The 26324-nt window shown below is 63.4% G+C and carries 24 protein-coding genes and 1 pseudogene; 7 read left to right on the plus strand and 18 right to left on the minus strand.

The genetic code is table 11. The features are described from left to right. Positions 1-61: 61 nt before the first annotated feature. From recG to exbB, 5 genes are all read right to left on the minus strand, one after another. A complete protein-coding gene (recG, locus tag ACQKPS_RS05175) occupies positions 62-2140 on the minus strand; it encodes an ATP-dependent DNA helicase RecG (protein WP_254482320.1) in 2079 nt (692 codons plus the stop codon). 3 nt (positions 2141-2143) lie between these two features. Further along, a complete protein-coding gene (locus tag ACQKPS_RS05180) occupies positions 2144-3070 on the minus strand; it encodes a hydrogen peroxide-inducible genes activator (RefSeq protein WP_054884745.1) in 927 nt (308 codons plus the stop codon). A gap of 94 nt (positions 3071-3164) precedes the next feature. Beyond that, on the minus strand, positions 3165-3899 hold the full coding sequence (locus ACQKPS_RS05185) for an energy transducer TonB (RefSeq protein WP_427603052.1): 735 nt from the start codon (positions 3897-3899) through the stop codon (positions 3165-3167). Beyond that, the gene (gene exbD, locus ACQKPS_RS05190) at positions 3896-4324 is read right to left on the minus strand and encodes a TonB system transport protein ExbD (RefSeq protein WP_054884743.1); all 429 of its coding nucleotides are present in this window, start codon (positions 4322-4324) and stop codon (positions 3896-3898) included. The genes ACQKPS_RS05185 and exbD overlap by 4 nt, the downstream gene beginning before the upstream one ends. Before the next feature lie 3 nt (positions 4325-4327). Beyond that, complete coding sequence (exbB, locus tag ACQKPS_RS05195) at positions 4328-5287, minus strand: tonB-system energizer ExbB (RefSeq protein WP_254482318.1); 960 nt, start codon at positions 5285-5287, stop codon at positions 4328-4330. Between the two features lie 191 nt (positions 5288-5478). On the opposite strand from exbB, the gene ACQKPS_RS05200 reads away from it, so the two are divergent. After that, positions 5479-6336: an SDR family oxidoreductase gene (locus tag ACQKPS_RS05200; RefSeq protein ID WP_427603055.1), complete on the plus strand. Its 858-nt coding sequence runs from the start codon at positions 5479-5481 to the stop codon at positions 6334-6336. A 140-nt stretch (positions 6337-6476) separates the two neighbouring features. On the opposite strand, the gene ACQKPS_RS05205 is transcribed toward ACQKPS_RS05200, so the two are convergent. The 5 genes from ACQKPS_RS05205 to ACQKPS_RS05225 form a co-directional block, all read right to left on the minus strand. Next, on the minus strand, positions 6477-7202 hold the full coding sequence (locus tag ACQKPS_RS05205) for a hypothetical protein (protein WP_427603057.1): 726 nt from the start codon (positions 7200-7202) through the stop codon (positions 6477-6479). A gap of 56 nt (positions 7203-7258) precedes the next feature. Beyond that, positions 7259-7639: a RidA family protein gene (locus ACQKPS_RS05210; protein ID WP_009684531.1), complete on the minus strand. Its 381-nt coding sequence runs from the start codon at positions 7637-7639 to the stop codon at positions 7259-7261. Between the two features lie 23 nt (positions 7640-7662). Next, complete coding sequence (gene spoT / locus ACQKPS_RS05215; protein ID WP_283723391.1) at positions 7663-9771, minus strand: bifunctional GTP diphosphokinase/guanosine-3',5'-bis pyrophosphate 3'-pyrophosphohydrolase; 2109 nt, start codon at positions 9769-9771, stop codon at positions 7663-7665. A 59-nt stretch (positions 9772-9830) separates the two neighbouring features. Next, the gene (rpoZ, locus tag ACQKPS_RS05220) at positions 9831-10094 is read right to left on the minus strand and encodes a DNA-directed RNA polymerase subunit omega (protein ID WP_016394025.1); all 264 of its coding nucleotides are present in this window, start codon (positions 10092-10094) and stop codon (positions 9831-9833) included. Between the two features lie 255 nt (positions 10095-10349). Further along, positions 10350-11222 (minus strand): LysR family transcriptional regulator, encoded by an 873-nt coding sequence (locus tag ACQKPS_RS05225; RefSeq protein WP_176508497.1) that lies wholly within the window; start codon positions 11220-11222, stop codon positions 10350-10352. A gap of 205 nt (positions 11223-11427) precedes the next feature. Here ACQKPS_RS05225 and ACQKPS_RS05230 point away from each other — a divergent pair, with 205 nt between their 5' ends. The 3 genes from ACQKPS_RS05230 (at position 11428) to ACQKPS_RS05240 (ending at position 15227) form a co-directional block, all read left to right on the plus strand. Beyond that, positions 11428-12810, plus strand: a complete 1383-nt coding sequence (locus ACQKPS_RS05230; RefSeq protein WP_254482314.1) for a glutamine synthetase family protein — start codon at positions 11428-11430, stop codon at positions 12808-12810. 4 nt (positions 12811-12814) lie between these two features. Then, positions 12815-13570 (plus strand): gamma-glutamyl-gamma-aminobutyrate hydrolase family protein, encoded by a 756-nt coding sequence (locus tag ACQKPS_RS05235; protein ID WP_283723390.1) that lies wholly within the window; start codon positions 12815-12817, stop codon positions 13568-13570. A gap of 118 nt (positions 13571-13688) precedes the next feature. Then, positions 13689-15227 (plus strand): APC family permease, encoded by a 1539-nt coding sequence (locus ACQKPS_RS05240; RefSeq protein ID WP_054884736.1) that lies wholly within the window; start codon positions 13689-13691, stop codon positions 15225-15227. Between the two features lie 35 nt (positions 15228-15262). On the opposite strand, the gene gmk is transcribed toward ACQKPS_RS05240, so the two are convergent. Together gmk and ACQKPS_RS05250 are read right to left on the minus strand one after the other, a co-directional pair. Next, positions 15263-15883: a guanylate kinase gene (gene gmk, locus ACQKPS_RS05245; RefSeq protein ID WP_254482311.1), complete on the minus strand. Its 621-nt coding sequence runs from the start codon at positions 15881-15883 to the stop codon at positions 15263-15265. Between the two features lie 13 nt (positions 15884-15896). Further along, a complete protein-coding gene (locus tag ACQKPS_RS05250; protein WP_254482310.1) occupies positions 15897-16760 on the minus strand; it encodes a YicC/YloC family endoribonuclease in 864 nt (287 codons plus the stop codon). 205 nt (positions 16761-16965) lie between these two features. Between ACQKPS_RS05250 and rph the strand changes: the two genes are divergently transcribed. Then, complete coding sequence (rph, locus tag ACQKPS_RS05255; RefSeq protein ID WP_082433665.1) at positions 16966-17688, plus strand: ribonuclease PH; 723 nt, start codon at positions 16966-16968, stop codon at positions 17686-17688. A 61-nt stretch (positions 17689-17749) separates the two neighbouring features. On the opposite strand, the gene ACQKPS_RS05260 is transcribed toward rph, so the two are convergent. Further along, entirely contained in the window at positions 17750-18529 is a 780-nt protein-coding gene (locus tag ACQKPS_RS05260) for an exodeoxyribonuclease III (RefSeq protein WP_008091582.1), read from the minus strand. 80 nt (positions 18530-18609) lie between these two features. Here ACQKPS_RS05260 and pyrE point away from each other — a divergent pair, with 80 nt between their 5' ends. Next, entirely contained in the window at positions 18610-19251 is a 642-nt protein-coding gene (gene pyrE / locus ACQKPS_RS05265) for an orotate phosphoribosyltransferase (protein ID WP_170033799.1), read from the plus strand. Positions 19252-19417: 166 nt separating this feature from the next. Here pyrE and argB read toward each other — a convergent pair whose 3' ends face one another. The 4 genes and pseudogenes from argB to coaBC all read right to left on the minus strand — a co-directional run bounded on the left by argB (position 19418) and on the right by coaBC (position 23541). After that, complete coding sequence (gene argB / locus ACQKPS_RS05270; RefSeq protein WP_254482309.1) at positions 19418-20326, minus strand: acetylglutamate kinase; 909 nt, start codon at positions 20324-20326, stop codon at positions 19418-19420. Between the two features lie 30 nt (positions 20327-20356). After that, a pseudogene (locus tag ACQKPS_RS05275) lies at positions 20357-21748 on the minus strand (phosphomannomutase/phosphoglucomutase); the annotation flags it as partial. 120 nt (positions 21749-21868) lie between these two features. Next, complete coding sequence (gene dut, locus ACQKPS_RS05280; protein WP_254482308.1) at positions 21869-22324, minus strand: dUTP diphosphatase; 456 nt, start codon at positions 22322-22324, stop codon at positions 21869-21871. Positions 22325-22329: 5 nt separating this feature from the next. Further along, positions 22330-23541, minus strand: a complete 1212-nt coding sequence (coaBC, locus tag ACQKPS_RS05285; protein WP_054886763.1) for a bifunctional phosphopantothenoylcysteine decarboxylase/phosphopantothenate--cysteine ligase CoaBC — start codon at positions 23539-23541, stop codon at positions 22330-22332. 128 nt (positions 23542-23669) lie between these two features. Between coaBC and radC the strand changes: the two genes are divergently transcribed. After that, positions 23670-24350, plus strand: coding sequence for a RadC family protein (gene radC / locus ACQKPS_RS05290; protein ID WP_254482307.1), 681 nt, complete (start codon positions 23670-23672; stop codon positions 24348-24350). Positions 24351-24455: 105 nt separating this feature from the next. On the opposite strand, the gene ACQKPS_RS05295 is transcribed toward radC, so the two are convergent. Then, a complete protein-coding gene (locus ACQKPS_RS05295; protein WP_254482306.1) occupies positions 24456-26045 on the minus strand; it encodes an ABC transporter substrate-binding protein in 1590 nt (529 codons plus the stop codon). Positions 26046-26324: the final 279 nt, after the last annotated feature.

The raw sequence follows: 26324 nt of genomic DNA on the forward strand, positions 1-26324 counted from the left end.
TCTTTTAAACGCGAAGTATAACCAGCCTGTTGGCAAAGCTGGATCCATTCTGGGACGGGCGTCACACCTGCCCATATTGTTGACCGTGGCGCAGCCAGCGGTCGAGCAGCGGGCTGACGTGGTCGGGCCAGCGCGCCAGCAACGCCTGGGCCGCATCACGCACCGCCGGCAGCAAGTCGGCGTCGCGCATGAGGTCGGCGACCTTGAACTGCAGCAGGCCGGTCTGCCGTGTGCCGAGCATTTCGCCGGGCCCGCGCAGTTCCAGGTCTTTCTCGGCAATGATGAAGCCATCATTGGTTTCCCGCATGATCCCCAGGCGTTCGCGGCCAATCTGCGACAGCGGCGGGTGATACAGCAGCACGCAGTGGCTCACCGCGCTGCCCCGGCCAACCCGGCCACGCAGCTGGTGCAACTGGGCCAAGCCCAGGCGCTCGGGGTTTTCGATGATCATCAGGCTGGCGTTGGGCACGTCTACGCCGACCTCGATCACCGTGGTGGCGACCAGCAGTTGCAGGTTGCCTTGCTTGAACTCAGCCATGACCTCGGCCTTTTCTGCCGGTTTCATGCGGCCATGGATCAGGCCTACGCGCAATTCGCCCAGCGCACTGCCAAGCTCTTCGAAAGTGCTTTCGGCCGCCTGGCAGGTCAGCTCTTCGGATTCCTCGATCAGCGTGCACACCCAGTAGGCCTGGCGCCCCTCGGCGCAGGCGGCGCGGACCCGCTCGACCACTTCGAAGCGGCGGCTGTCGACGACCAGCACGGTATTCACCGGCGTGCGCCCTGGTGGCAATTCATCGAGTACCGAGGTATCGAGGTCGGCATAGGCGCTCATGGCCAAGGTACGCGGGATCGGCGTGGCGGTCATGATCAGCTGGTGCGGGCAGAGCTCGCCGGCGACGCCTTTCTTGCGCAGGGCCAGACGTTGCTGCACGCCGAAGCGGTGCTGTTCGTCGATGATCGCCAAGGCCAGGTGCTTGAAGCGAACCTCTTCCTGGAACAGCGCGTGGGTACCGACCACCATGGGCGCGCCGCCGGCGATCTGTTCAAGGGCGCTGGCGCGGGCCTTGCCCTTGAGCTTGCCGGCCAGCCAGGCGACTTCGATACCCAGAGGCTCGAGCCAGCGCTTGAAGGTGATGTAGTGCTGCTCGGCAAGGATCTCGGTAGGCGCCATCAGCGCCACCTGGTAGCCAGCTTCCAGGGCTTGCAGAGCGGCAAGGGCGGCGACCACCGTCTTGCCGGCGCCGACGTCGCCCTGCACCAGGCGCATCATGGGTTCGTGCTGGCTGAGGTCATAGGCGATTTCGTTGGCTACCCGTTGCTGTGCCCCGGTCGGCTGGAAACCGAGATTGGCCAGGTATTGCGCCTGCAGGCGCCTGGCCTTGGGCAGTACCGGCGCACGCAAGCTGCGCAGGCTCTCGCGCAGGCGCTGTTGCGACAGCTGGTGGGTCAGCAGCTCTTCGAAGGCCAGGCGGTGCTGGGCCCAGTGCTGGCCTTCGGCGAGCTCGTCGAGGTCGGCGTCGGCTGGCGGGTTGTGCAGGTAGCGGATGGCATCGTCCAGCGGTGCCAGGTGGTAGTCGCGAGCCAGCTCGTCGGGCAGCCAGTCGGGCAGGCTGCGCGGCCCGAGCATGCCCAGGCTCTGTTGGCAGAGCGCGCGCAGGCGCTGTTGGGTAAGGCCTTCGGTGGACGGGTAGATCGGCGTCAGGGTCTGTTCGACCGGTGGCGGCGGCTCGTCGCCATTCAGTGCACGGTACTCGGGGTGGTAGATCTCCAGGCCCGAGGCGCCGGGGCGGGCTTCGCCGTAGCAGCGCAGGTGAGTGCCGCGCTTGAGGCCTTCCTTCTGCGCATTGCTGAAGTGGTAGAAGCGCAGGCTCAACACGCCCGTGCCGTCACCCAGGCGCACCACCAGGCTGCGGCGCTTGCCCATGGTTACGTCGGCACCGCTGACCACACCCTCGATCACCGCATCCTGGCCCGGGCGCAACTGGCCGATCGGCACCACGCGGGTACGGTCCTGATAGCGCAGGGGCAGGTGGAACAGCACATCCTGCAGGTTCTCCAGGCCGACCTTGGCGAGCTTCTCCGCCATGGCATCGCCTACGCCCTTGAGCGCGGTGACCGAAACCTTCGACAGCTCAGTCATGGATCAGGCCGGTTGTTCCACAGGCGGCTTGGCCACCGAGCAGAGGCGGATCGAGTCGGCAAGGATCTCGATTGCCTTCGGCCGCGGGAAGCTGGCGCGCCAGGCGATGGCGACGGTACGGAATGGCGCAGGCGGGGTGAGTGGGCGTACTTCGATGACCCCGGGGGCATAATGATGGCTATGCACGGCCGACAGCGGCAGGATCGACACCCCCAGGCCGGAAGCGACCATGTGGCGGATGGTTTCCAGCGAACTGGACTCGACCGTGGTGTGCTTGGAGCCTTCGCCCCCTTTGTTCAGTGTCGGGCAGGCTTCCAGCACCTGGTCGCGGAAGCAGTGGCCCTCGCCGAGCAACAGCAGGCTCTTGTCGTTGAGCATCGCAGTATCGATGGTCTTTTTCGCCGTCCAAGGGTGGTCGGCGGGCATCAAGGCACAGAACGGCTCGTCGTACAGTGGCAGGGTCAACACGTCAGCTTCGTTGAACGGCAGGGCAATGATCACCGCGTCCAGTTCGCCGTTGCGCAGCTTCTCTCGCAGCACATGGGTGAAGTTTTCTTCGATGTACAGCGGCATCTGCGGCGCAACCCGGTGCAGCTGTGGAATCAGGTGCGGGAAGAGGTACGGGCCAACGGTATAGATGGCGCCGACCTTGAGCGGGGCGGTCAGCTGGTTCTTGCCGGCCTGGGCCAGCTCGCGAATGCCCTGGGCCTGCTCCAGTACCTTCTGCGCCTGGGCCACGATGCTTTCGCCGACCGGGGTCAGGCGCACCGCGCTTTTGCTGCGCTCGAAGATCAGCACGCCAAGCTCGTCCTCAAGCTTCTTCACGCCGACCGACAGGGTCGGCTGGCTGACGTGGCAGCGCTCGGCAGCATGGCCGAAGTGCTGCTCCTGGGCGAGCGTGACGATGTAGCGTAATTCTGTGAGGGTCATAACGTGCGTCCATGAAGTTGCGGCCCCAGCATAGCGGCTGCAATCGATAGACGCACGTTATCAGACTTGCCGATTTGTGACAGAAACAAAAGTATCAGCGACGGTCCAGCGAGTAGACGAACGGTGCCACGACTTCGATCGTGCCATTGGTCAGCAGCTCGGCTGGCGGCTTGGGTACCGTACCGGCGCGGCGGATCATTTCCAGGGTCGCCCGGTCCAGGGCCGCGCTGCCGGAGCCGCCTGCCATGGAGTAGGAGACCACCTTGCCTTCGGCGTCGACCACGAAGCGCAGGCGGTTGATGCCCTGCAGGCCTCGGCGGCGAGCGTCCTCCGGGTAGCGCTTGTACTTCGCCAGGTGGCGCAGCAGGTCGCTCTGCCAGGTTGGCAGTGCCTGGCTGTTGGAGGCGATGCTTGGCGCCGGTGCCGCCGACTTTTGCGGTGGCGTGTTGCTTGGCGGTGTATCAGCTACCTGTTCCTTGGCCGGTGGTTCATCTTTCGGCGGCTCAGGCTTCTTCTCAGGCTTCGGTGGCTGAGGCTTGGGCTTCGGCTTGGGCGGCTTGGCGATGGCGATCTTCGGTTTCGGCGCCTCGACCAACTTTGGCAACGGCGGTTCTTCGACCGGTGCTGGCGGCTGTGGGGCGGCTTTCGGTGGTGGCGGCGGCGCGGGTTCGGGCAGCGGTGCCAGCTCGACCATCATGGCTGCCGGCGGCAGCTCGATAGCCTGGGGCACCGACCAGTTCAGCGTCAGCAGCACGGCGACCACGTGCACGCCCAGCACGATCGCCAGGCTGCCACCGTAGCGCGCCACGGTTGAGCGCGTTTTCGTCATTTCTTGGCTGCCGTCTCGAGACCTACCAGACCGACCTTGAGGTAGCCGGCCGCGCGCATGTTGTTCATCACCTCCATCAGGTCACCGTAATCCACGCCCTTGTCGGCCTGGAAGAAGATGGTGGTTTCCTTGTCGCCCTTGGTCTTGGCGTCGAGCATCGGGCCAAGCTGTTCGGGGGCAGGGACCTGATCGTCGCCGACATACAGCTTCTGGTCGGCCTTGACGCTGACGAACACTGGTTTTTCAGGCCTCGGTGCCGGCTTGGCGGTCGAGGCCGGCAGGTCGACCTTGATGTCGACCGTGGCCAACGGGGCTGCGACCATGAAGATGATCAGCAGCACCAGCATCACGTCGATGAACGGCGTAACGTTGATTTCGTGGTTTTCGGCGAGGTCGTCGCCACCTTCGTTGAGATGCAGGCCCATGGTTTACCCCACTTTCACCATGTGCGGGGCGGCGCGGTCGCTGCCCTGATGATCCAGATCACGGCTGACCAGCAGCAGTACCTGGGCGGAGGCGTCGGACACCTGCGCCTTGTAGCCGGCGATGGAGCGGGCGAAGACGTTGTAGATGACCACGGCCGGGATCGCTGCAACCAGGCCCAGTGCGGTAGCCAGGAGGGCCTCGGCGATGCCTGGGGCGACGACGGCCAGATTGGTGGTCTGGGTCTTGGCGATGCCGATGAAGCTGTTCATGATGCCCCACACGGTACCGAACAGGCCAACGAACGGGGCGGTCGAGCCGATGGTGGCGAGCACGCCGGTGCCGCTGCTCATGGTGCGGCCACTGGCAGCTACCAGGCGCTCCAGGCGGAAGCTGACGCGTTCCTTGATGCCTTCTTTCTCGCGGGCGTTGGCCGACAGGCGCATCTCTTCGAGGGCATCGTGGACCAGGGTATGGGCCAGGGTGCCTTCAGTATTGGCGACAGTGCTGGCTTCTTTCAGGCTCACCGACTTCTTCAATGCGGCGATTTCGCCACGCAGGCGGCGCTTGGCGCCCATCAACTCGAAGCCCTTGGCGATCCAGATCGTCCAGGTGATGATCGAAGCGATGGCCAAGCCGATCATGACGGCTTTGACGACGATATCCGCGTTCTTGTACATGCCCCATGGGGACAAGTCATGGGCCATGCCCAGCGAGGTGTCTTCAACCAGTTCCTGCACGGCCGGGTCGGCGGAAGCAGGTGCTGCGACCGGGGTAGCGGCCTGGCCTTCTGCAGCAGCGGGCGCCGGGGTGGCTGGCGCGGTGGCAGCGGCCGGGGCGGCGGCGTTGGCGGCAGGCTCATCGGCCATGGCTACCGGGGCCAGCACCAGGCTGAACAGCAGCGCGGCGATGGCGCGCCAGGCGCGCGACGGGGTTGGCGAAGCGGAAAGTTGAATACGTGTCATGCTGGCCGGACCTGATGAAGAAGAAAGTGAGCGTTCTCCAGGGCCTCGATGTAGGCCGAGAACAGATAGGGGTGCCATTATTGCAAGTAATTCTTGTTAACAAAAGTAATCTTGTTGCTTTTTTCACCCGCGGTCTAGCCGCCTATCGTGTAATACGGCTAGCCTGATCCTTTGGTCTAGGGAGTTTTGCGATGTCAGACCTTTCCGCAGTTATCGTGGGATGTGGTGATGTAGGCGGCCGGTTGGCCCGCCAGCTGCTGGCCAGAGGCTGGCAAGTCAGTGGATTGCGCCGCTCGGTCGCGCAGTTGCCGGAGGGCGTTGCGGCCATTGCTGCCGACCTGTCCGACCCTGCCATTCCACAGGCATGGCCACAGCGCTCACCGGACTACCTGGTGTACTGCGTCGCCGCCAGCCAGCATGACGAGGCAGGTTACCAGAGCGCCTACGTCGATGGTTTGCGCCATGTGCTTGCGTGGCTGGCCGAGCGCGGCCAGCGCCCGCGGCGTTTGCTGTTCGTCTCCAGCAGCAGCGTGTTTGCGCAAAAGGACGGTGAATGGATCGACGAAACCGCGCCGACAGAACCTGAAGGTTATTCCGGGAAAGTCATGCTGGAGGCCGAACGGTTGGCGCTGGCAAGCGGCATTCCTGCCAGCGTGATTCGTCTGACTGGCATCTATGGCCCGGGTCGCGAGTGGCTGCTGAGCCAGGTGCGCCAGGGCTATCGGGTGGCCGAGGAGCCGCCGCTGTATGGCAACCGGATTCATGCCGAGGATGCTGCGAGCCTGATGGCCTTCTTGCTACAGGCCGACGCCGATGGCGTGGCGCTGGAGGAGTGCTACATCGGCGTCGACGACGACCCGGCGCCGCTGGCCGATGTGGTGGCCTGGCTGCGGGAGTACATGGGGGTTACCGAGTGGTCCGATGATCAGCGCGTTCGCCGCACCGGCAGCAAGCGTTGCAGCAACGCCCGGGTGCGGGCGTTGGGCTGGGCGCCTGAGTATCCGAGCTACAAGGAAGGCTATGCCGCCATCCTCGCAGGCGAGGGCTGATCCATCAGCCTGCGCATTGCTTTCTTTGTGGGAGCGGGTTTACCCGCGAACACGGGCGAAGCCCGTGCCATCCATCGCGGGGGCCCTTTCGCGGGTAAACCCGCTCCCACAGGGGATGGCACCCGATTTGAAGGAGTGCCTCAGTCCCGCTCCAGCACCCACTGCTGAGTACCGGCCGCCAATTGCGGAATCTCGTCCGCCTGGGCCGTGTTCACCGCCTGGAAGATCGCCAGCTTGTCGCCATCACGCTTGAAGATGAACGGTGCGCCGCGCTGGTTGCGCTCCAGCCACAGGCTGTCGTTGTTGCCACCCATGCTGGCGCAGTCGCCGGCCAGGCACAGGGCGAAACGGTCCGGGCCTGGCAGGCCGGTGACGTTGCCAGTGTCGCTGAAGCGGACGGTGGCGCCTTTGCCCTGGCCTTCGATGATCTTCCAGTCGCCACCGAGGTAAGCCTGGTACAGCGCCTTCTCGAAGCTGCCGCCCAGAGGCGCATTGCCGGGCTGCTTGGCGCGCACGAAGGTCTGCTCGGCGCCGCTCTGTGTGGTGGCTTTCAGTTCATCGCCATCCAGTTCGAGCTGTTCGGTCTGGCCGCCCTGGAAGCTGGCCTGCCATTGCTTCTGGTTGGCGATCAGCTGGCCGTCGGCGGCCTCGAAACCATTGCTGTAGCTGGCCCGCTGGTTCGCGACATCGAGCTTCCACTCGAACACCGGGCCGTGCTCGTTCAGCGCCTGGCGCAGGCTGCCGCCTTTGCTGGCGGCCTTGATGGCGGCCTGGTTGATCCAGGTGCCGTTGAAATCTTCGGGTTTGTGGCTGGCGCAGCCGCCCAGAAGCAGGGCTACCAGCGCGAGGGGAAGTGCGTGACGCATGACGGGATAACCTTGCTGAGGAGGGGTGACGGGCAGGGTGCCCGTCACCAAGGGCATCATTCGATGACCAGGATGGCGTCCATTTCGACCTGGGCGCCTTTTGGCAGTGCAGCAACGCCGATGGCAGCGCGGGCTGGGTATGGCTGCTCGAAGTAGCGGCCCATCACCTCGTTGACCTTGGCAAAGTGGCTCAGGTCGGTCAGGAAGATGTTCAGTTTGACGATGTCCTTGAACGAACCGCCTGCCGCTTCGGCCACGGCCTTGAGGTTCTCGAACACCTGTACTGTCTGGGCTTCGAAGCCTTCGACCAGTTCCATGGTCTTAGGGTCCAGCGGGATCTGGCCCGACATGTAGACGGTGTTGCCGGCCTTGATCGCCTGGGAGTAGGTGCCGATAGCGGCAGGGGCCTTGTCGCTGTTGATGACGGTCTTGCTCATGATGACTCCTTGCGGTTGGCGGACTACGTACGCATGCGGGTGATGCGGACCACGCCGGTCAAGGTACGCAGCTTCTTGATCACACGTGCCAGGTGCACACGGTCGTGCACGCTGACCACCAGTTGGACCACGCTGATACGGCCGTCGCGTTCGTCCATGCTGATCTTCTCGATATTGCCGTCGGCAGCGTTGACGCTGCTGGCCAGCAGGGCGATCAGGCCGCGCTGGTGTTCAAGCTCGACACGCAGCTCGACGTTGAACTCGCCTGCGATGTCCTTGGCCCACGAGAGCTGTACGCACTTCTCGGGGTTGTGGCGAATTTCGCTGATGTTGCGGCAGTTTTCCAGGTGCACGACCATGCCTTTGCCCGCCGACAAGTGGCCAACGATCGGGTCCCCCGGGATTGGCGTGCAGCACTTGGCGTAGCTCAGCACCAGGCCTTCGGTACCGCGGATCGCCAGCGGGCCTTCCGGCGCCGGCAGCGGTTCGCCTTCGGCCGACAGCAGGCGGCGGGCGACCACGTAGGCCATGCGGTTGCCGAGGCCGATGTCTTCGAGCAGGTCTTCGATCAGTTCCAGGCGGTACTCGGCAAGGATCGCCTGGATACGCTCCTGGGGGATCTTCTCGAGGCTGCTGTCGAAGCCGGTCAGCACCTTGTTCAGCAGGCGCTCACCGAGGCTGATCGACTCGGAGCGACGCTGTTGCTTGAGGGCGTGGCGAATGTGCGTGCGCGCCTTGCCGGTGACAACGAAATTGAGCCAGGCCGGGTTTGGCCGTGCGCCCGGGGCGCTGACGATTTCCACCGTCGAGCCGCTCTGCAGCGGTTCGGACAGCGGTGCCAGGCGCCGGTTGATGCGGCAGGCGATGCAGCTGTTGCCGACGTCGGTGTGCACCGCGTAGGCGAAATCGACGGCTGTGGAGCCTTTGGGCAGCTCCATGATCCGGCCTTTGGGCGTGAACACGTAGACCTCGTCCGGGAACAGGTCGATCTTCACGCTCTCGATGAATTCCAGCGAGTTGCCAGCACGCTGCTGCAGCTCCAGGATGCCCTTGACCCATTGGCGCGCCCGGGCGTGGCTGCCCTTGGGCTGCTCGTCTTCGTTGGACTTGTACAGCCAGTGCGCGGCGATACCGTTGTTGGCCATCTCTTCCATCTCGCGGGTACGGATCTGGATTTCGATGGGCACGCCGTGCATGCCAAACAGCGTAGTGTGCAACGACTGGTAGCCGTTGGCCTTGGGGATTGCGATGTAATCCTTGAAGCGACCGGGTAGCGGCTTGTACAGGTTATGCACGGCGCCGAGCACGCGGTAGCAGGTGTCGACCTTGTCGACGATGATGCGGAAGGCGTATACGTCCATGATCTCGTTGAAGGCGCGGCGCTTGCCACGCATCTTCTTGTAGATGCCATAGAGGTGCTTCTGCCGTCCGCTGACTTCGCCTTCGATACCATCGGCGGCCAGGCAATTGGCCAGCGATTGCTCGATCTTGGCGACAATCTCTTTACGGTTGCCGCGTGCGCTCTTCACCGCCCGGTGGATCAGCGACGAACGCATCGGGTGCATGGCCTTGAAGCCTAGGTCCTCGAACTCCACGCGCACCGTGTGCATGCCCAGTCGGTTGGCGATGGGGGCGTAGATCTCGAGGGTTTCCTTGGCGATGCGCCGGCGTTTTTCACCGGACAGCACTTCCAGGGTGCGCATGTTGTGCAGGCGGTCGGCCAGCTTGACCAGGATCACGCGGATATCGCGGGCCATGGCCATGGCCATCTTCTGGAAGTTTTCGGCCTGCGCCTCGGCCTTGGTTTCGAAGTTCATCTGGGTCAGCTTGCTGACCCCGTCGACCAGTTCGGCCACGGTCTCGCCAAACTGCTGGCAGAGGGCTTCCTTGGCGATGCCGGTGTCTTCGATCACGTCGTGCAGCATGGCCGCCATCAGGCTCTGATGGTCCATGTGCATGTCGGCGAGGATGCTGGCCACTGCCAGCGGATGGGTCACGTAGGGCTCGCCGCTGCGGCGGCGCTGCCCGTCGTGTGCCTGTTCGGCGTAAAAATAGGCGCGCCGAACCAGGTTGACCTGTTCGGGCCCCAGATAGGTCGACAGCCGTTCGGCTAAGGCTTCTATGCCCGGCATGGTTTCACCTCTTGCCGAGGAAGAGGGCCTTGTGCCGCGCGACGTCGACAGGGCATCGATCAGACAGCCTCGTTGGACTCGTCCTCGAACGCGGCGAAGACCGGATCCTCGGTAACGATCTCTTCGGCGGCGATGAACTCAGGGGTCACGATACCTTCGGCGATTTCGCGCAGGGCGACCACGGTCGGTTTGTCGTTTTCCCACGCTACGCGGGGCTCTTTGCCGCCGGTAGCCAGCTGACGGGCGCGCTTGGTCGAGAGCATGACCAGCTCAAAACGGTTATCCACGTGTTCCAGGCAGTCTTCAACAGTTACGCGGGCCATGGTCTTCCTCAGTAGCAAATGCGGTAGGCGTGCAGCCCAATTCGGGCAGGCGGACTCGATAGTTTAAAAAATCACCAGCCAATAGGGAAGCGCTGTTTTGTCGGGTGATCACCTTCGAGGCCGGTGTCTGCTTCTTCGCGGGCAAGTCCCACAGGAATGATGTATTTCTCACCAGCGCCGCGCACCCTGCGGGAGCGGGCTTACCCGCGAAAGGGCCGGAACAAACACCCTCGATACATGATCCCGACGATAACCTCAGAGCATTGCATCCCGCAACCGCGGCGTCAGTTCCTCGAACAAGGTCTGCACCGAGCGCAACGCCCGGCAATCCGGCCGGGTCAACAGCCACAGCTGGGTATCGCAGCCCGGCAGCGGCCCACTCAACGCGTCGACCCCTGGAAGCGCATCGACCATATAGTCCGGCAATGCCGCCACGCCCAGCCCGGTGCTCACCAACTGGGCGATGGTCGACATGCCGCTGCACTGGTAGCGCGGGCTCAGCCCCGGGTACTGCTGGTTGCGCCAGACCACGGTAGGGTGGTCCTGCATCGAGTCGTCCGGGGCGATCCACGGCACGCTGCTGGCCGACTCGTTCAGGCGCTCGCGCCACTGCGGCTGACCACAGATCACATAAGAGGTGGAGCCCAGGCAGCGACCGACCAGGTGCTCCGGTGGGGTGTTGGTCAGGCGCAAGGCGATGTCGGCATCGCGGCGGCTTAGGTTGGCGAAGGTGTTTGAGGTACCCATCTCCAGCGACAACGCCGGGTAGTTCGGCATGAACGCCGCCAGCGCTGGCAGCAGCAGGCTGTGCATCACCGCCTCGGTGCAGGTCAGGCGCACGGTGCCGCTGACCACTTGCTCGCCGCTGGTCATGGCGATGCGTGCGGCATCCAGCGCCTGCTCGGCGCGCTCTGCCTGCTCGGCCAGGGCCTGGGCCGTGTCGGTCGGCAGGTAGCCTTTTCGGCTTTTCACGAACAGCGCGGTGCCCAGCGCCGACTCCAGCCGGCGAATCGAGCGGAATACGGTCGAAACGTCGACCTTGAGCAGTTCGGCGGCCTTGGCCAGTGAGCGCCCGCGTTCCAGTGCCAGGACCAGAGAAAGGTCGGCGTGGGTAATCTGATATTGCATTGGTGCACGCTCTGCTTGCCGAATTGCCAATGTCTGTTGCATGAGGGCCATTTTATAGTGAAACGGCCCCCGGGAATCAATGCGCCCGGTCGGGTAACCAATCCCCACGATGGGAAAGTGAAAAGAACAACAGCTGCAACCATCGTCGCCCGTGAGGCGCCAGCCGTATCCCCACATCGCCGCAGCAAATCATAGGATGTAAGCCATGACGTCGGTCACCCCGTGCGCCAGTACTTCCAGCGAGATGAATGACTTCCTTCAGGCCCATCCGGATACGCAGTACGTCGATCTGCTGATTTCCGACATGAACGGCGTGGTACGCGGCAAGCGCATCGAGCGCGCCAGCCTGCACAAGGTGTACGAGAAGGGTATCAACCTGCCGGCCTCATTGTTCGCCCTTGATATCAATGGCTCGACCGTAGAAAGCACCGGCCTGGGCCTCGATATCGGCGACGCCGACCGCATCTGTTACCCGATTGCCGGTACGCTCTGTAACGAGCCATGGCAAAAGCGCCCGACCGCGCAGCTGCTGATGACCATGCACGAACTGGAAGGCGAACCGTTCTTCGCCGACCCGCGCGAGGTGCTGCGTCAGGTGGTGAGCAAGTTCGACGCCATGGGCCTGGATATCTGCGCCGCGTTCGAGCTGGAGTTCTACCTGATCGACCAGGACAACCTCAACGGTCGCCCGCAACCGCCACGCTCGCCGATTTCGGGCAAGCGCCCACAGTCGACCCAGGTGTACCTGATCGACGACCTCGACGAATACGCCGATTGCCTGCAGGACATGCTCGAAGCGGCCAAGGAGCAAGGCCTGCCAGCCGATGCCATCGTCAAGGAGAGCGCCCCGGCGCAGTTCGAAGTCAACCTGCACCACGTCGCCGACCCGATGAAGGCCTGCGACTACGCAATCCTGCTCAAGCGCCTGATCAAGAACGTCGCCTACGACCATGAAATGGACACCACTTTCATGGCCAAGCCCTACCCGGGCCAGGCGGGCAACGGCCTGCACGTGCACATCTCGCTGCTGGACAAGAAAACCGGCAAGAACATCTTTGCCCATGAAGACCCGCTGCAAAGCGACGCCCTGCGCCACGCCATCGGGGGTGTGCTGGAGACCATGCCGGCGTCGATGGCCTTCCTCTGCCCGAACATCAACTCCTATCGCCGCTTCGGTGCGCAGTTCTATGTACCGAACGCGCCGAGCTGGGGCCTGGACAACCGCACCGTGGCCGTACGCGTACCGACCGACAGCAGCGAGAACGTCCGTATCGAGCACCGCGTCGCCGGTGCCGATGCCAACCCTTACCTGATGCTGGCGGCCATCCTGGCCGGTATTCACCACGGTTTGACCAGCAAGATCGAGCCGGGTGCACCGATCGAAGGCAACTCTTACGAACAGCTGGAGCAGAGCCTGCCGAACAATCTGCGTGACGCCCTGCGTGCGCTGGATGACAGCGAAGTCCTCAACCAATACATCAGCCCGGACTACATCGATATCTTCGTGGCCTGCAAGGAAAGTGAGCTGGCCGAATTCGAAGTTTCGATTTCCGACCTCGAGTACAACTGGTACCTGCACACGGTGTAAGCCCATGAGCGCAATTGCGGTCCCCTTGATCGGTATCAGCGCCTGCCGCCAGCAGGTCGGGAAGAACTCGTCGCACACGGTGGGCGACAAGTACGTGGAGGCCGCCGGCTTCGCCGGATTGCCACTGATTCTGCCGGCGCGCGACGGCGGCAGTGACACGCAGGCGCTGCTGGCCCAGCTCGACGGCATTGTTTTTACGGGCTCGCCTTCAAATATCGAGCCGCATCATTACAATGGCGCCCCCAGCGCCGAAGGGACCCGGCACGACCTTGCCCGTGACCGGCTGACCCTGCCCTTGCTGCAGGCGGCGATTGCCGCTGGCGTGCCGGTGTTCTGCATCTGCCGTGGCTTTCAGGAACTGAACGTGGCTCTGGGCGGCAGCCTGCATCAGCGCGTGCAGGCGTTGCCTGGCTACATGGATCATCGTGAACCCGAGGATGCACCCCTTGAAGTCCAATATGGCCCTCGTCATCCCGTCAGCATTGCGCCTGGCGGGTTGTTCGAGCGCCTGGGCCTGGCTGCGCAGTTCGAGGTCAACTCGTTGCACAGCCAGGGTATCGACCGCCTGGCCCCAGGCCTGCGGGTCGAGGCACGGGCCCCCGATGGCCTGATCGAAGCGGTGTCGATGCCTGACGCGCCCGGCTTTGTGCTTGGTGTGCAGTGGCACCCGGAATGGCGTTTCGCCGAAAACCCGGTCTCCCGGAGCCTTTTCCAGGCGTTCCGCGAGGCCTGCATTGCCCATGCTGCACGGGAGGCCTGACAGCCAGTCAGCCAAAAGTCCGGGATGACTCACCCCCGCCAGCGCGCTTTCAATGAGTGGAAGCAGGCCCTGGGAACAAGGCTTGTGAAAACAATTCCAATAGTTACGGCAAAAACTCATGAGCAATTACACAGAAGCCGGCCGCCCACCCGATGTGGCCGACTCGGGCAGCACCCAGCGCAGCAAAGGCCTGGCCAAGGGCCGACTTGGCCTGCTGGCCAGCGTGGTGCTGGGCATTTCCACCATTGCCCCGGTCTACACCCTGACCGGCGCCCTTGGCCCGACCGTACGTGAGGTCGGTGCTCATCTTCCCGCCGTGTTCATCGTCGGCTTCTTGCCAATGCTGCTGGTTGCCCTGGGCTACCGCGAGCTGAATTCGGCCGAGCCGGACAGCGGCACTTCGTTCACCTGGTCGGCCCGCGCCTTTGGCCCGATGATCGGCTGGATCGGCGGCTGGGGGCTGGTGGTTGCCACAACCATCGTGCTGTCCAACCTGGCGGGCGTTGCCGTGGACTTCTTCTATCTGTTCCTCAGCCAGATCACTGGCCAGCATGAGCTGGCGGCGCTGGCCGACAACCTGTTGATCAACGTCACCACCTGTTGCGTGTTCATCGCCATGGCCGTGTGGATCTGTTGCCGCGGCATGGCCACCACCATGACCGTGCAGTACGGGTTGGTGGCACTGCAGCTGATGGTACTGCTTGGCTTTGCCTTTGCGGCCTTTGGCGGCACCACCGCACCGCCGCCGCTGGAGTTCGATTTCGCCTGGTTCAACCCGTTCGGTGTCGAGTCGTTCTCGGCCTTTGCGGCGGGGCTTTCGCTGTCGATCTTCATTTTCTGGGGCTGGGACGTCTGTCTTACCGTCAGCGAAGAGTCGATCGGCAGCGACGAGGTGCCGGGCAAGGCTGCCACCTGGACCGTGTTGCTGATCCTTGGCCTGTACCTGGTCACCGCCATTGCCACCCTTCAGTTCGCCGGCATCAGCGAGCATGGCCTGGGCCTGAACAACCCGCGCATCCAGGAAAACGTGTTTGCCCACCTAGCCGGCCCGGTGATGGGGCCGCTGGCGATCCTGATGTCGATCGCCGTGCTGGCGAGCACCGCAGCGTCGCTGCAATCGACCTTCGTGTCGCCGGCGCGCACGCTGTTGGCCATGGGCTATTACGGCGCGGTGCCGCAGAAATTCGCCAGCGTCTGCCCCCGTTCGCAAACCCCGCGTTACGCGACCATCTGCGCCGGCGTGGCGGCAGGGCTGTTCTACGTGACCATGCGTACCCTGAGCGAGAACGTGCTGGCTGACACCATCACGGCGCTGGGGATGATGATCTGCTTCTACTATTCGCTGACCGCGTTCGCCTGCGTCTGGTACTTCCGCGACAGCTTGTTCGGCAGCCTGCGCCACTTCTTCATGCGTGGCCTGTGCCCGCTGGTGGGTGGGGTGATCCTGTCGGTGATCTTCGTGCGCACGGCCATCGACAGCGCCTCGCCGGACTTCGGCAGTGGCTCGCATGTGGCGGGGCTGGGGTTGGTGTTCGTGATTGCGGCGATCATTTCGGCATTGGGCATCGTGCTGATGATGATTTCGCGGATGCGTGCGCCGGCTTACTTCCTCGGGGCGACCCTGCGTCAGCAGGCCACCCTGCCACTGCAGGACTAAGTAATTGGGGCCGCTTTGCGGCCCCATTTGGTCTATCAGGCGAGTAGTTCTTTCAGCAGCCCACTGTAACGCTGCTGCTGCTTCTTCAGCAGCAACCGGTTGGCCACGAATACTGCCTTCAACTCTTCCAGCGCCACATCGAAATCGTCATTGATGATGACGTACTCGTACTCGTCGTAGTGCACCATCTCGCTGACCGCTTCCTTCATGCGCCCGGCGATGATCGCTTCGCTGTCCTGACCGCGGCCATCCAGACGCTCGCGCAGGGCCTGCCGGCTCGGCGGCAGGATGAACACCGAACGTGCCTCAGGCATCAACTTGCGCACCTGCTGGGCGCCTTGCCAGTCGATTTCCAGGATCAGGTCATTGCCCCGGTCCAATACCTCCTGCAGCGCGCTGCGGGAAGTCCCGTAGAAGTTGCCGAACACTTCGGCATGCTCAAGGAAGTCACCCTTGGCGATCAGCGCCTTGAACTCGTCATGGCTGACGAAGTGGTAGTTCACGCCGTGCTCTTCGCCCGGGCGCATGGCACGGGTGGTGTGCGATACCGAGACGCTGACGCGCGGGTCGGCCTTGATCAGGGCGGTGACCAGACTGGTCTTGCCGGCGCCGGACGGTGCCGAAACGATATAGAGGGTGCCGCTGCTTTGATTCATGGTCGGGGAGGCCTTACTCGATGTTCTGTACTTGTTCACGCATCTGTTCGATCAACACCTTCAGGTTGACCGCCGCTTGCGTGCTGCGTGGGTCGAAGGCCTTGGAGCCCAGGGTGTTGGCTTCACGGTTGAGTTCCTGCATCAGGAAGTCCAGGCGCCGGCCAGCAGCACCGCCGGACTTGAGCACCCGGCGCACTTCGTTGACGTGGGTGCTGAGGCGGTCGAGTTCCTCGGCGACGTCGCTCTTCTGCGCCAGTAATACCATCTCCTGCTCCAGGCGCTGCGGGTCGAGCTCGGCCCTGAGGTCACTGAAACGGTCGATGATCTTCTGCCGCTGGGCGGCGAGCATCTGCGGCACCAGGGCACGCAGAGTGGTGACTTCGGTGGCCATGTTGTCCAGGCGCTCATTGATCAGCCGGGCCAGCTCCTGGCCTTCGCGCAGGCGCCCGGCCTTGAGTTCGGCCAGGGCCTCGTCGAACAGCGCCACGGCCTCGGCGTTCAGGGCCTGCGGGTCAGTGGCGTCGGCCACCAGCACGCCCGGCCAGGACAGCACTTCCAGCGGGTTGAGCGCGGCCGGTTGCCTGATCAGGCTGGCCACCTCTTCAGCGGCGGCGACCAGTTGTGCAGCGCGCTCGCGGTCGACCTTGAGCGGCTTGCCGTCGCTGTCTTCGTGCAGGCGCAGGGTGCATTCCACCTTGCCGCGCGACAGGCCCTGGCGCAGGCCTTCACGTACCGCGCCTTCCAGGTCGCGCAGGGCGTCCGGCAGGCGCAGGTGAGGTTCAAGGTAACGGTGGTTGACCGAGCGCAGTTCCCAGACCAGGGTGCCTTGGCTGCCTGCACGCTCGACACGAGCAAAAGCGGTCATGCTGTGCACCATGGAAAGTACCTCGCGTAAATGAATTGAAGGCGCGCGATTGTAGCGCAGTGCGCACGTGACGCCCAATCCACCCATGTTACAGAGCGCGTGGCGGTGAGTGGGAAAACTCGACAGGCTGCCCGGGGCGCGACAATAGGCATGTCCTCTGTGGGCGACGGGCTCTATAATGGCGGGCAGATTCAAAGTCCCAGTACAGGTATCCCAGATGAAACGTCCAAGTGGTCGCGCCGCCGATCAGCTCCGCTCGATCCGCATCACCCGCAACTACACCAAGCACGCCGAAGGGTCGGTACTGGTCGAGTTCGGTGACACCAAGGTCATCTGCACGGTCAGCGTCGAAAACGGCGTACCGCGCTTTCTCAAAGGCCAGGGCCAGGGCTGGCTGACCGCCGAGTACGGCATGCTGCCGCGTTCCACCGGCGAGCGTAACCAGCGCGAAGCCAGCCGTGGCAAGCAAGGTGGCCGCACCCTGGAAATCCAGCGTCTGATCGGCCGTTCGCTGCGTGCCGCACTGGACATGAGCAAACTCGGTGACATCACCCTGTACATCGACTGCGACGTGATCCAGGCCGATGGCGGCACCCGCACCGCATCGATCACTGGCGCCATGGTCGCCCTGTGCGACGCCCTGGCCGTGATCAAGAAACGCGGTGGCCTGAAGGCCGGCAACCCGCTCAAGCACATGATCGCCGCCGTATCGGTGGGTATGTACCAGGGCGAAGCGGTACTTGACCTGGACTACCTGGAAGATTCCGCTGCAGAAACCGACCTCAACGTGGTCATGACCAGCGCCGGTGGTTTCATCGAAGTGCAGGGCACCGCCGAAGGTGCACCGTTCCAGCCTGCAGACTTCAACGCCATGCTGGCGCTGGCGCAGAAGGGCATGAACGAAATCTTCGAACTGCAGCAGGCCGCACTGGCCGACTGATTGTTCAGATAGACACAAAAAAGCCGACATCACTGTCGGCTTTTTTGTGTCTGAGCAGCGCTCAGATGGTCAACGTCCAGTCGTAGTCGACGATCAGCGGCGCATGTTGCGAGAAACGCGGCTGACGCGGCAGTCGGGCGTTGCGCACGAAGCGGCGCAGGCCCGGGGTGAGGATCTGGTAGTCGAACCGGTAGCCCAGGTTGAGCATCTCGGCCTGCTCGTTGTCCGGCCACCAGCTGTACTGGTCGCCTTCACGGCTGACTTCACGCAAGGCATCGACGTAGCCCATGTCGCCGGTGATCGCATCCATCCATGCCCGCTCTGGCGGCAGGAAGCCCGGCGACTGCTGGCTGTCACGCCAGTTCTTGATGTCGAGCTTCTGCTGCGCCACGTAGAACGAGCCGCAATAGATGTATTCGCGACGCTTGCGACGCTGTTTGTCCAGGTACTTGGCGAAGTCGTCCATCAACTTGAACTTCTGGTTCAAGTCTTCGTCGCCGTTCATGCCCGAAGGCAACAGCAGGCTGGCAATACTGACTTTGTCGAAATCTGCTTGCAGATAACGCCCGTAGCGGTCGGCTGTCTCGAAACCCAGGCCGGTGATGACTGCCTTGGGCTGCATGCGCGAGTAGAGTGCCACGCCACCTTGGGCGGGTACCTCCGCGTCGCAGGCATAAAGGAAATAGCCATCGAGCTGGAAAGCTGGGTCGTCGAGTTCAAAGGCCGAGGCGCGGGTATCCTGAAGGCAGATGACGTCGGCATTCTGGGCTTGCAGCCAGCTGAGCAATCCACGCTCGGCCGCAGCCTGAATGCCATTCACGTTCACACTGATGATCCGCATAAATGGCCCCAAAAATCTCGTGCGTGTATGATACCCGAGCTCAACCCATTTAGCTAAATCCGTGGTGTCCGGGACTTTACATGCAGCCGTATCAGCGCGACTTCATCCGTTTTGCCATCGATCGCGGCGTACTGCGCTTCGGTGAATTCACCCTGAAATCGGGGCGTACCAGCCCGTATTTCTTCAATGCCGGCCTGTTCAACAGCGGTTCCGCCCTTGCGCAACTGGGCCGTTGCTATGCGGCAGCCATCGTCGACAGCAAGATCCCGTTCGACGTGCTGTTCGGCCCGGCCTACAAGGGTATTCCCCTCGCGGCGGCCACTGCCGTGGCGCTGGCCGAGCAGCATCAGCTCGACGTGCCTTGGTGCTTCAACCGCAAGGAAGCCAAGGACCACGGCGAAGGCGGCAGCCTGGTCGGCGCACCGCTGGCTGGAGAGGTGCTGATCATCGACGACGTGATCACTGCCGGTACCGCCATCCGTGAGGTCATGCAGATCATCAACGCCCAGCAGGCCAAGGCCGCTGGCGTGTTAATCGCGCTGAACCGCGAAGAACGCGGCAATGGCGAGCTGTCGGCGATCCAGGAAGTGGAGCGTGATTTCGGGATTCCGGTGGTCAGCATCGTTTCGCTGACCCAGGTACTGGAGTTCCTGGCAGACGATCCGCAGCTGAAGCAGCACCTGCCGGCTGTCGAGGCCTACCGGGCGCAGTACGGGATCTGATCCTGGCCTGGTAACGAAAAAAGGCGACCTTTTGTGAAGGTCGCCTTTTTTGTGCCGCCTGTTCCGGCTTCTTCGCGGGTGAACCCGCTCCCACTGAATCTCCACGCGGCCAAAGCCGGTGCTATTCCTGTAGGAGCGGGTTTCCCCGCGAAGAGGCCTGAGCCGGTTAACCGTGACGCTTGCGGTTGGTGATCAGGGTACCGACGCCGCTGTCGGTGAAGATCTCCAGCAGCACGGCGTTTGGCACGCGGCCGTCGATGATGTGCGAGCTGTTCACGCCGCCTTGCACTGCATCCAGCGCGCACTTGATCTTCGGCAGCATGCCGCCGTAGATGGTGCCGTCGGCGATCAGTTCGTTGACCTGCTCGGTGGTCAGGCCGGTCAGGACCTGGCCCTGCTTGTCCATCAGGCCGGCGATGTTGGTCAGCAGCATCAGCTTTTCAGCCTTCAGTGCTTCGGCAACCTTGCCTGCCACGAGGTCGGCGTTGATGTTGTACGACTCACCGTTGGCACCCACGCCGATTGGCGCGATCACCGGGATGAAGTCACCTTTGACCAGCATGTTCAGCAGGTCGGTGTTGACGCTCACCACTTCGCCGACGTGACCGATGTCGATGATTTCCGGCTGGGTCATCTCTGGGGTCTGGCGGCTGACGGTGAGCTTCTTCGCACGAATCAGCTCGGCATCCTTGCCGGTCAGGCCGATGGCGCTGCCGCCATGGCGGTTGATCAGGTTGACGATGTCCTTGTTGACCTGGCCGCCGAGGACCATTTCCACCACGTCCATGGTCGCCGCGTCGGTGACGCGCATGCCATCGATGAAGTGGCTCTCGATCGACAGGCGCTTGAGCAGGTCGCCGATCTGCGGGCCGCCACCGTGCACGACCACCGGGTTGATGCCCACGGCCTTCATCAGCACGATGTCACGGGCAAAGCCGGTCTTGAGCTCTTCGCTCTCCATCGCGTTGCCGCCGTACTTGATCACCAGGGTCTTGCCGACAAAGCGGCGGATGTAAGGCAGTGCTTCGGACAAAACCTCGGCTACATGGGAAGCGGCATCGCGATCGAGGGTCATGCAGGGCTCCTGTAAGGAACAGATAGTCGGTCAGAACGGCAGTTGCAACTCAGGGGCTACCCGCAGCAACTGGGCACGGAATACATCCTTGATACGTTGCAACTCGGCGGCGCTTTCAGCCTCGAAACGCAGCACCAGCACCGGCGTGGTGTTGGAAGCGCGGACCAGGCCCCAGCCGCTGGCGTAATCGACCCGCACACCGTCGATGGTGGTCAGGTTGGCTTCGCCCCAGTCGGCGTCGCGTTGCAGTGCATCAATGATGCTGAATTTACCCTCGTCGGTCACATCAATATTGATTTCCGGCGTGGAAATATCGTTCGGGAAGGCGGCGAACAGCGCTTCGGCGCTCTGCGAGGCCTTGCTGAGGATCTCCAGCAGGCGCGCGGCGCTGTAGATGCCGTCGTCGAAACCATACCAGCGCTCTTTGATGAAGATGTGCCCGCTCATCTCGCCAGCCAGCAGCGAGCCAGTCTGCTTCATCTTCTTCTTGATCAGCGAATGGCCGGTCTTCCACATCAGGGCGCGGCCACCGTGCTGTTCGATCAGCGGGGTCAGGCGGCGGGTGCATTTGACGTCGAAGATGATCTCGGCACCCGGATTGCGTTCCAGCACGTCCAGGGCGAACAGCATCAGCAGACGATCGGGATAGACGATATTACCGGTATTGGTCACCACGCCCACGCGGTCGCCGTCGCCGTCGAAGGCCAGGCCAATGTCGGCGCCGGTTTCCTTGACCTTGGCGATCAGATCTTCGAGGTTTTCCGGCTTGCCCGGGTCCGGGTGGTGATTGGGGAAATTGCCGTCGACGTCGCAGAACAGCGGGATGACTTCGCAGCCCAGGGCTTCGATCAGCTGCGGCGCTACCACGCCGGCGGCGCCGTTACCGCAGTCCACCACGACCTTGAGCTTCTTCGCCAGCTTTACGTCCGCGATGATCTGCTGGAAGTAGCGATCAAGGATTTCGACCTTCTGCACGCTGCCTTCGCCGCGCGGCACGTCGTTGCTCTTCAGGCGGGTCAGCAGGGCCTGGATCTGCTCGTTGGCCAGAGTGTCGCCAGCGATGACGATCTTGAAGCCGTTGTAGTCAGACGGGTTGTGGCTACCGGTGAGCATCACGCCCGATTTGCCGGCCAGCACGTTGGCGGCGTAGTACAGGGCAGGGGTCGGCACCAGGCCGACGTCGCTGACCTGGCAACCGGCATCGACCAGGCCTTTGATCAGCTGCTCGACCAGCATCGGGCCGGACAGGCGGCCATCGCGGCCAACGGAAATCTGCGGTTCGCCCTGGGCAATGGTCTGTGCGCCGATGGCGCGGCCGATCCAGTAGGCGGTTTCGCCGTGCAGGGTCTTGCCGACCACGCCACGGATGTCATAAGCGCGGAAAATGCTGTCTGGCAGCGCGGCGGGTGCCAGGTTGGCCATGTCGTTCATCTCGGGAAACTCCATTAGTCAGAGGCTTTCTGGGCAGGCGCAAACTGAGCGCTTGGACGGTGGATTCGCCTGAGAGTTCGCCATCCATGGCCTGAACGGTCGTTGCCTGGCTCAGTGGCTGCCGGAATGGCCGAAGCCGCCTGTGCCACGCTGGCTCTCGTCGAAGTGCTCGACGATGTCGAAATGCGCTTGTACCACAGGAACCAGGACAAGCTGTGCAATGCGCTCGCCGACAGCGATGGTGAATGGCGTGTTGCCACGGTTCCAGCACGACACCATCAGCTCGCCCTGGTAGTCCGAGTCGATCAGGCCGACCAGGTTGCCGAGCACGATGCCGTGTTTGTGGCCAAGGCCCGAGCGGGGCAGGATCATGGCCGCCAGGCCCGGGTCGCCGATGTAGATCGACAGGCCGGTCGGGATCAGCACGGTTTGGCCCGGCTCAAGGACGGTGTCCTCTTTCAGCAAGGCGCGCAGGTCGAGGCCGGCGGAACCTGGGGTAGCGTATTGCGGCAGCGGGAATTCGCTGCCCAGGCGTGGGTCGAGGATCTTGGCTTGAAGAGCGTGCATGTAACTTATTGAACCTGATTGAGCCGTTCGGCGATGAAGGCGACCAGTTGCCGGGCGATCTTGCCCTTGCTGGTCTGCGCGAAGAGGGTCTGGTGCTGCTGGCGGTCGATCACGGTCAGGGCGTTCTCCTCGCTGTTGAAGCCGATGCTGGGGTTGGCCACATCATTGGCGACGATCAGGTCGAGGTTCTTGTCCTTGAGCTTGCGCGTGGCGTAATCGAGCAAGTGTTCGGTCTCGGCGGCGAAGCCGACGCTGAACGGGCGGTCGGCGCGGCCAGCGAGGGTGGCAAGGATATCGGGATTGCGCACCATCTGCAGCAGCATGCCGTCGCCGGTCGTAGGATCTTTCTTTAACTTTTGCGGGGCGACTACTTCTGGGCGGTAGTCCGCGACCGCTGCGGAAGCGATGAACAGGTCACACGGCATGGCCGCTTCACAGGCCGCAAGCATGTCCCGCGCGCTGACTACGTCGATACGCTGCACGCGGTCGGGGGTCTGCAGGTGCACGGGGCCAGTGACGAGGGTCACCCGGGCACCGGCTTCGGCGGCCGCCTCGGCCAGGGCGAAGCCCATCTTGCCGGAGCTATGATTGGTGATGTAGCGCACCGGGTCGATGTTTTCCTGGGTCGGGCCGGCGGTAATCAGCACGTGCTTGCCGGTCAGCGCCTGGCGCTTGAAGCTCTCCGCGGCGCACCAGGCCAGGTCGGTGGCTTCGAGCATGCGGCCCAGGCCCACGTCGCCACAGGCCTGGCTGCCGGAGGCCGGGCCGAACACCTGGATGCCACGGCTTTTGAGCAGGTCGAGGTTGGCCTGAGTGGCCGGGTCGCGCCACATCGCCTGGTTCATCGCTGGGGCTACGGCCACGGTGGCGTCTGTAGCCAGCACCAGGGTGGTCAGCAGGTCGTCGGCCATGCCTTGGGCCAGGCGCGCCATGAGGTCGGCGGTGGCCGGGGCAATCAGTACCAGGTCGGCCCACTTGGCCAGTTCGATGTGGCCCATGGCCGCTTCGGCGGCAGGGTCGAGCAGATCCATGTGCACCGGGTGGCCGGACAGCGCCTGCAGGGTCAGCGGGGTGATGAATTCGGCACCACCACGGGTCATGACGACGCGCACCTGCGCGCCGTGCTCCAGGAGTCGGCGAATCAGTTCGGCACTTTTGTAGGCGGCAATGCCACCTCCGACGCCGAGAACGATGCGCTTGCGATACAGCCGCTGCATAGGCTTGCCTTTTTCCAGTGAGAGCGGGCGGCGACGTTTGAACATGCCTGCGGCAGAACGTCGCATGTACGAGGCGAAATAGATTAACACAGGGCCGAAACGGGCCGCAGCAAGGGCAGGGAGCGGGGATGAATATCAGGGAATGGCCGGCTGAAGAGCGGCCGAGGGAGAAGCTGCTGCAGCGTGGGGCCGGGAGCTTGACCGATGCGGAATTGCTTGCCGTATTTCTCGGCTCTGGCGTGCGCGGGTGCAATGTCGTGGAGTTGTCGCGACGGTTGTTGGTGAAGTTCGGTGGCTTGCGGCAGTTGCTGGAAGCCGAGCGGGACGCCTTTGTCGGCGAGCTCGGCCTGGGGCCGGTGCGATACGGCCAATTGCAGGCATTGCTGGAGATCGGGCGCAGGCACCTTGCCACGACCATTGAACGAGAATCGGCGATGGACAGCCCGGCGGCAGTGCGGCGCTATCTGAAGTCGATGCTGAGGCATGAGGTGAGCGAGGTGTTCGGCTGCCTGTTTCTGGATTCCAAGCACCGGCCGCTGGCATTCGAGATCCTGTTCAGGGGCACGATTGACCGTGCGAGCGTCTACCCGCGGGAAGTGGTGCGTCGGGCGCTGCAGCACAATGCGGCGGCGCTGATCCTGTGCCATAACCATCCCTCGGGCAATTGCGAGCCGAGCCAGGATGATGTGCACCTGACGCTGTCGCTGAAGCGGGGGTTGGGGTTGATCGATGTGCGGGTGCTGGATCACATCATCATCGGTGATGGCGAGCCGCTGTCGATGGTCGAGCATGGGTGGATTGTGGCTTAGGGCTTTGTGCAGGCTGTGCCGGCCTCTTCGCGGGTAAATCCGCTCCCACAGGTACCGCGCGATACCTGTGGGAGCGGGCGAGCCCGCGAAGAGGCCAGTACTGGCTTACTTGGTCACCGACACCTTGCTGAAATCCAGCCGCCCGAACGGGCTTACCTGATAACCCTCGACTCCCTGGCGCAACAGCGTCGCCGCTGTCGGATGCGCCAGCGGCACCCACAGTGCTTGCTGCTGGATCAGCGTCTGCGCCTGCTGGTACAGCCGGCTACGCACGCTCTGGTCGTTGGTGGTGCGCCCTGCACTGATCAGCTGGTCCAGGCGGTTGTCGCAGAATCGTGCAAAGTTGGTCCCCGATTGCACCGCCGCGCAGGAAAACTGCGGGCTGAGGAAGTTGTCAGGGTCGCCGTTGTCGCCGGCCCAGCCCATGAACAGCAGATCGTGTTCGCCGGCCTTGGCCCGGCGAATCAGCTCGCCCCACTCGATCACCCGGATCTCGGCCTTGATGCCGATCTTCGCCAGGTCGGCCTGGAGCATTTGCGCGCCCAGGCTCGGGTTGGGATTGAGCAGGCTGCCCGACGGACGGGTCCAGAGGGTGGTATTGAAGCCGTCAGCCAGGCCAGCCTTGGCCAGCAGCGCCTTGGCCTTGGCCAGGTTCAGCGGGTAGCCGGGCAGGTCCTTGGCGTAGCTCCAGGTGTTGGGCGGGTAGGGGCCGTTGGCAGCGGTGGCGGTGTCTTCGAATACGGCCTTGAGGTAGGCCTGCTTGTCGAAGGCGAGGTTGATCGCCTGGCGCACCTCAGGCTTGTCCAGCGGCGGGTGTTCGCTGTTGATGGCGACAAAGGCGGTCATGAATGCCGGGGTGGTGGCGACCTTCAGGTTGCCGTCCTTGCCGGCCTCGGCGATGTCCACCGGCTTGGGCGAAAGGGCGACCTGGCATTCGTTGCGCTTGAGTTTTTGCAGGCGCACGTTGGCGTCGGCGGTGATGGCGAAGATCAGCGGGTCGACTGCCGGCTTGCCGTCGAAGTAATCAGGGTTGGCGCGATAACGCACCACAGCGTCCTTCTGGAAGCGCTGGAAAACGAACGGGCCGGTGCCGATCGGTTGGCTGTTGAGCTTTTCCGGGGTGCCGTCCTTCATCAGCTTGTCGGCGTACTCGGCCGAGTAGATCGAGGCGAAGCCCATGCTCAGGGTGGCCAGGAAGGTGGCGTCGGCGTGGGTCAGGGTGAAGCGCACAGTGTTCGGCTCGGGCGCTTCGATCGTCTTGATCAAGCTGGCCAGTTGCAGCGACTGAGCATGCGGGTAGCCGCCTGGAGCGGTCTTGTGCCAGGCGTGGGCGGGGTAGAGCATGCGCTGGAAGCTGAACAGCACGTCGTCGGCGTTCAGTTCGCGGGTGGGCTTGAAGTACGGCGTAGTGTGGAACTTCACCCCACCGCGCAGCGTGAAATCGTAGGTCAGGCCATCGGCCGACACCGTCCAGCTCTGCGCCAGGCTTGGCACCACCTTGCCCTGGCCCGCGTCGAACTCGACCAGGCGGTTCATCAGCACGTCGGCCGAAGCGTTGGTGGTGGTCAGCGAGTTGTACTGGACTACGTCGAAGCCTTCGGGGCTGGCCTCGGTGCAGACGCTAAGCGGGGCGGCCTGAGCAACGCCTGCGGCGAACAGGGATGTGAACAATAAGGAAAGGGCGGCAGCACGCATGGTGGCTCCTTGGCTGGTCGATGGCCCATCTGCCGGTGCAGTCTGGAAACGTCCTACCCTAGTGGGGCCGACCGCAAATGGCCACACCCTTTTTTACGAAAACGGCGACGAGTGGTCGACGCTGGGCAAGACCTGCCGCTATGCTGGGCGGCGAGCTTGATCGAGGGGCTTGAAGGTCGGCAATGACTACGTGGGATATCACGAGATGTTGTTGCAACCGAGTCTTTCTGGTATAAAGCAGCGCTCTTTTCTAGGGGCTCGGCCTGTCGCATCAGCGGA

It is taken from the genome of Pseudomonas sp. NPDC086566 (assembly GCF_050280885.1).
Lineage (GTDB): Bacteria > Pseudomonadota > Gammaproteobacteria > Pseudomonadales > Pseudomonadaceae > Aquipseudomonas > Aquipseudomonas vlassakiae.

Bases quoted from the DNA above. Each gene is read 5' to 3' on its own strand.
- recG (WP_254482320.1), bottom strand. From the start codon at position 2,140: ATGACTGAGCTGTCGAAGGTTTCGGTCACCGCGCTCAAGGGCGTAGGC.
- ACQKPS_RS05180 (WP_054884745.1), bottom strand. From the start codon at position 3,070: ATGACCCTCACAGAATTACGCTACATCGTCACGCTCGCCCAGGAGCAG.
- ACQKPS_RS05185 (WP_427603052.1), bottom strand. From the start codon at position 3,899: ATGACGAAAACGCGCTCAACCGTGGCGCGCTACGGTGGCAGCCTGGCG.
- exbD (WP_054884743.1), bottom strand. From the start codon at position 4,324: ATGGGCCTGCATCTCAACGAAGGTGGCGACGACCTCGCCGAAAACCAC.
- exbB (WP_254482318.1), bottom strand. From the start codon at position 5,287: ATGACACGTATTCAACTTTCCGCTTCGCCAACCCCGTCGCGCGCCTGG.
- ACQKPS_RS05200 (WP_427603055.1), top strand. From the start codon at position 5,479: ATGTCAGACCTTTCCGCAGTTATCGTGGGATGTGGTGATGTAGGCGGC.
- ACQKPS_RS05205 (WP_427603057.1), bottom strand. From the start codon at position 7,202: ATGCGTCACGCACTTCCCCTCGCGCTGGTAGCCCTGCTTCTGGGCGGC.
- ACQKPS_RS05210 (WP_009684531.1), bottom strand. From the start codon at position 7,639: ATGAGCAAGACCGTCATCAACAGCGACAAGGCCCCTGCCGCTATCGGC.
- spoT (WP_283723391.1), bottom strand. From the start codon at position 9,771: ATGCCGGGCATAGAAGCCTTAGCCGAACGGCTGTCGACCTATCTGGGG.
- rpoZ (WP_016394025.1), bottom strand. From the start codon at position 10,094: ATGGCCCGCGTAACTGTTGAAGACTGCCTGGAACACGTGGATAACCGT.
- ACQKPS_RS05225 (WP_176508497.1), bottom strand. From the start codon at position 11,222: ATGCAATATCAGATTACCCACGCCGACCTTTCTCTGGTCCTGGCACTG.
- ACQKPS_RS05230 (WP_254482314.1), top strand. From the start codon at position 11,428: ATGACGTCGGTCACCCCGTGCGCCAGTACTTCCAGCGAGATGAATGAC.
- ACQKPS_RS05235 (WP_283723390.1), top strand. From the start codon at position 12,815: ATGAGCGCAATTGCGGTCCCCTTGATCGGTATCAGCGCCTGCCGCCAG.
- ACQKPS_RS05240 (WP_054884736.1), top strand. From the start codon at position 13,689: ATGAGCAATTACACAGAAGCCGGCCGCCCACCCGATGTGGCCGACTCG.
- gmk (WP_254482311.1), bottom strand. From the start codon at position 15,883: ATGAATCAAAGCAGCGGCACCCTCTATATCGTTTCGGCACCGTCCGGC.
- ACQKPS_RS05250 (WP_254482310.1), bottom strand. From the start codon at position 16,760: ATGGTGCACAGCATGACCGCTTTTGCTCGTGTCGAGCGTGCAGGCAGC.
- rph (WP_082433665.1), top strand. From the start codon at position 16,966: ATGAAACGTCCAAGTGGTCGCGCCGCCGATCAGCTCCGCTCGATCCGC.
- ACQKPS_RS05260 (WP_008091582.1), bottom strand. From the start codon at position 18,529: ATGCGGATCATCAGTGTGAACGTGAATGGCATTCAGGCTGCGGCCGAG.
- pyrE (WP_170033799.1), top strand. From the start codon at position 18,610: ATGCAGCCGTATCAGCGCGACTTCATCCGTTTTGCCATCGATCGCGGC.
- argB (WP_254482309.1), bottom strand. From the start codon at position 20,326: ATGACCCTCGATCGCGATGCCGCTTCCCATGTAGCCGAGGTTTTGTCC.
- dut (WP_254482308.1), bottom strand. From the start codon at position 22,324: ATGCACGCTCTTCAAGCCAAGATCCTCGACCCACGCCTGGGCAGCGAA.
- coaBC (WP_054886763.1), bottom strand. From the start codon at position 23,541: ATGCAGCGGCTGTATCGCAAGCGCATCGTTCTCGGCGTCGGAGGTGGC.
- radC (WP_254482307.1), top strand. From the start codon at position 23,670: ATGAATATCAGGGAATGGCCGGCTGAAGAGCGGCCGAGGGAGAAGCTG.
- ACQKPS_RS05295 (WP_254482306.1), bottom strand. From the start codon at position 26,045: ATGCGTGCTGCCGCCCTTTCCTTATTGTTCACATCCCTGTTCGCCGCA.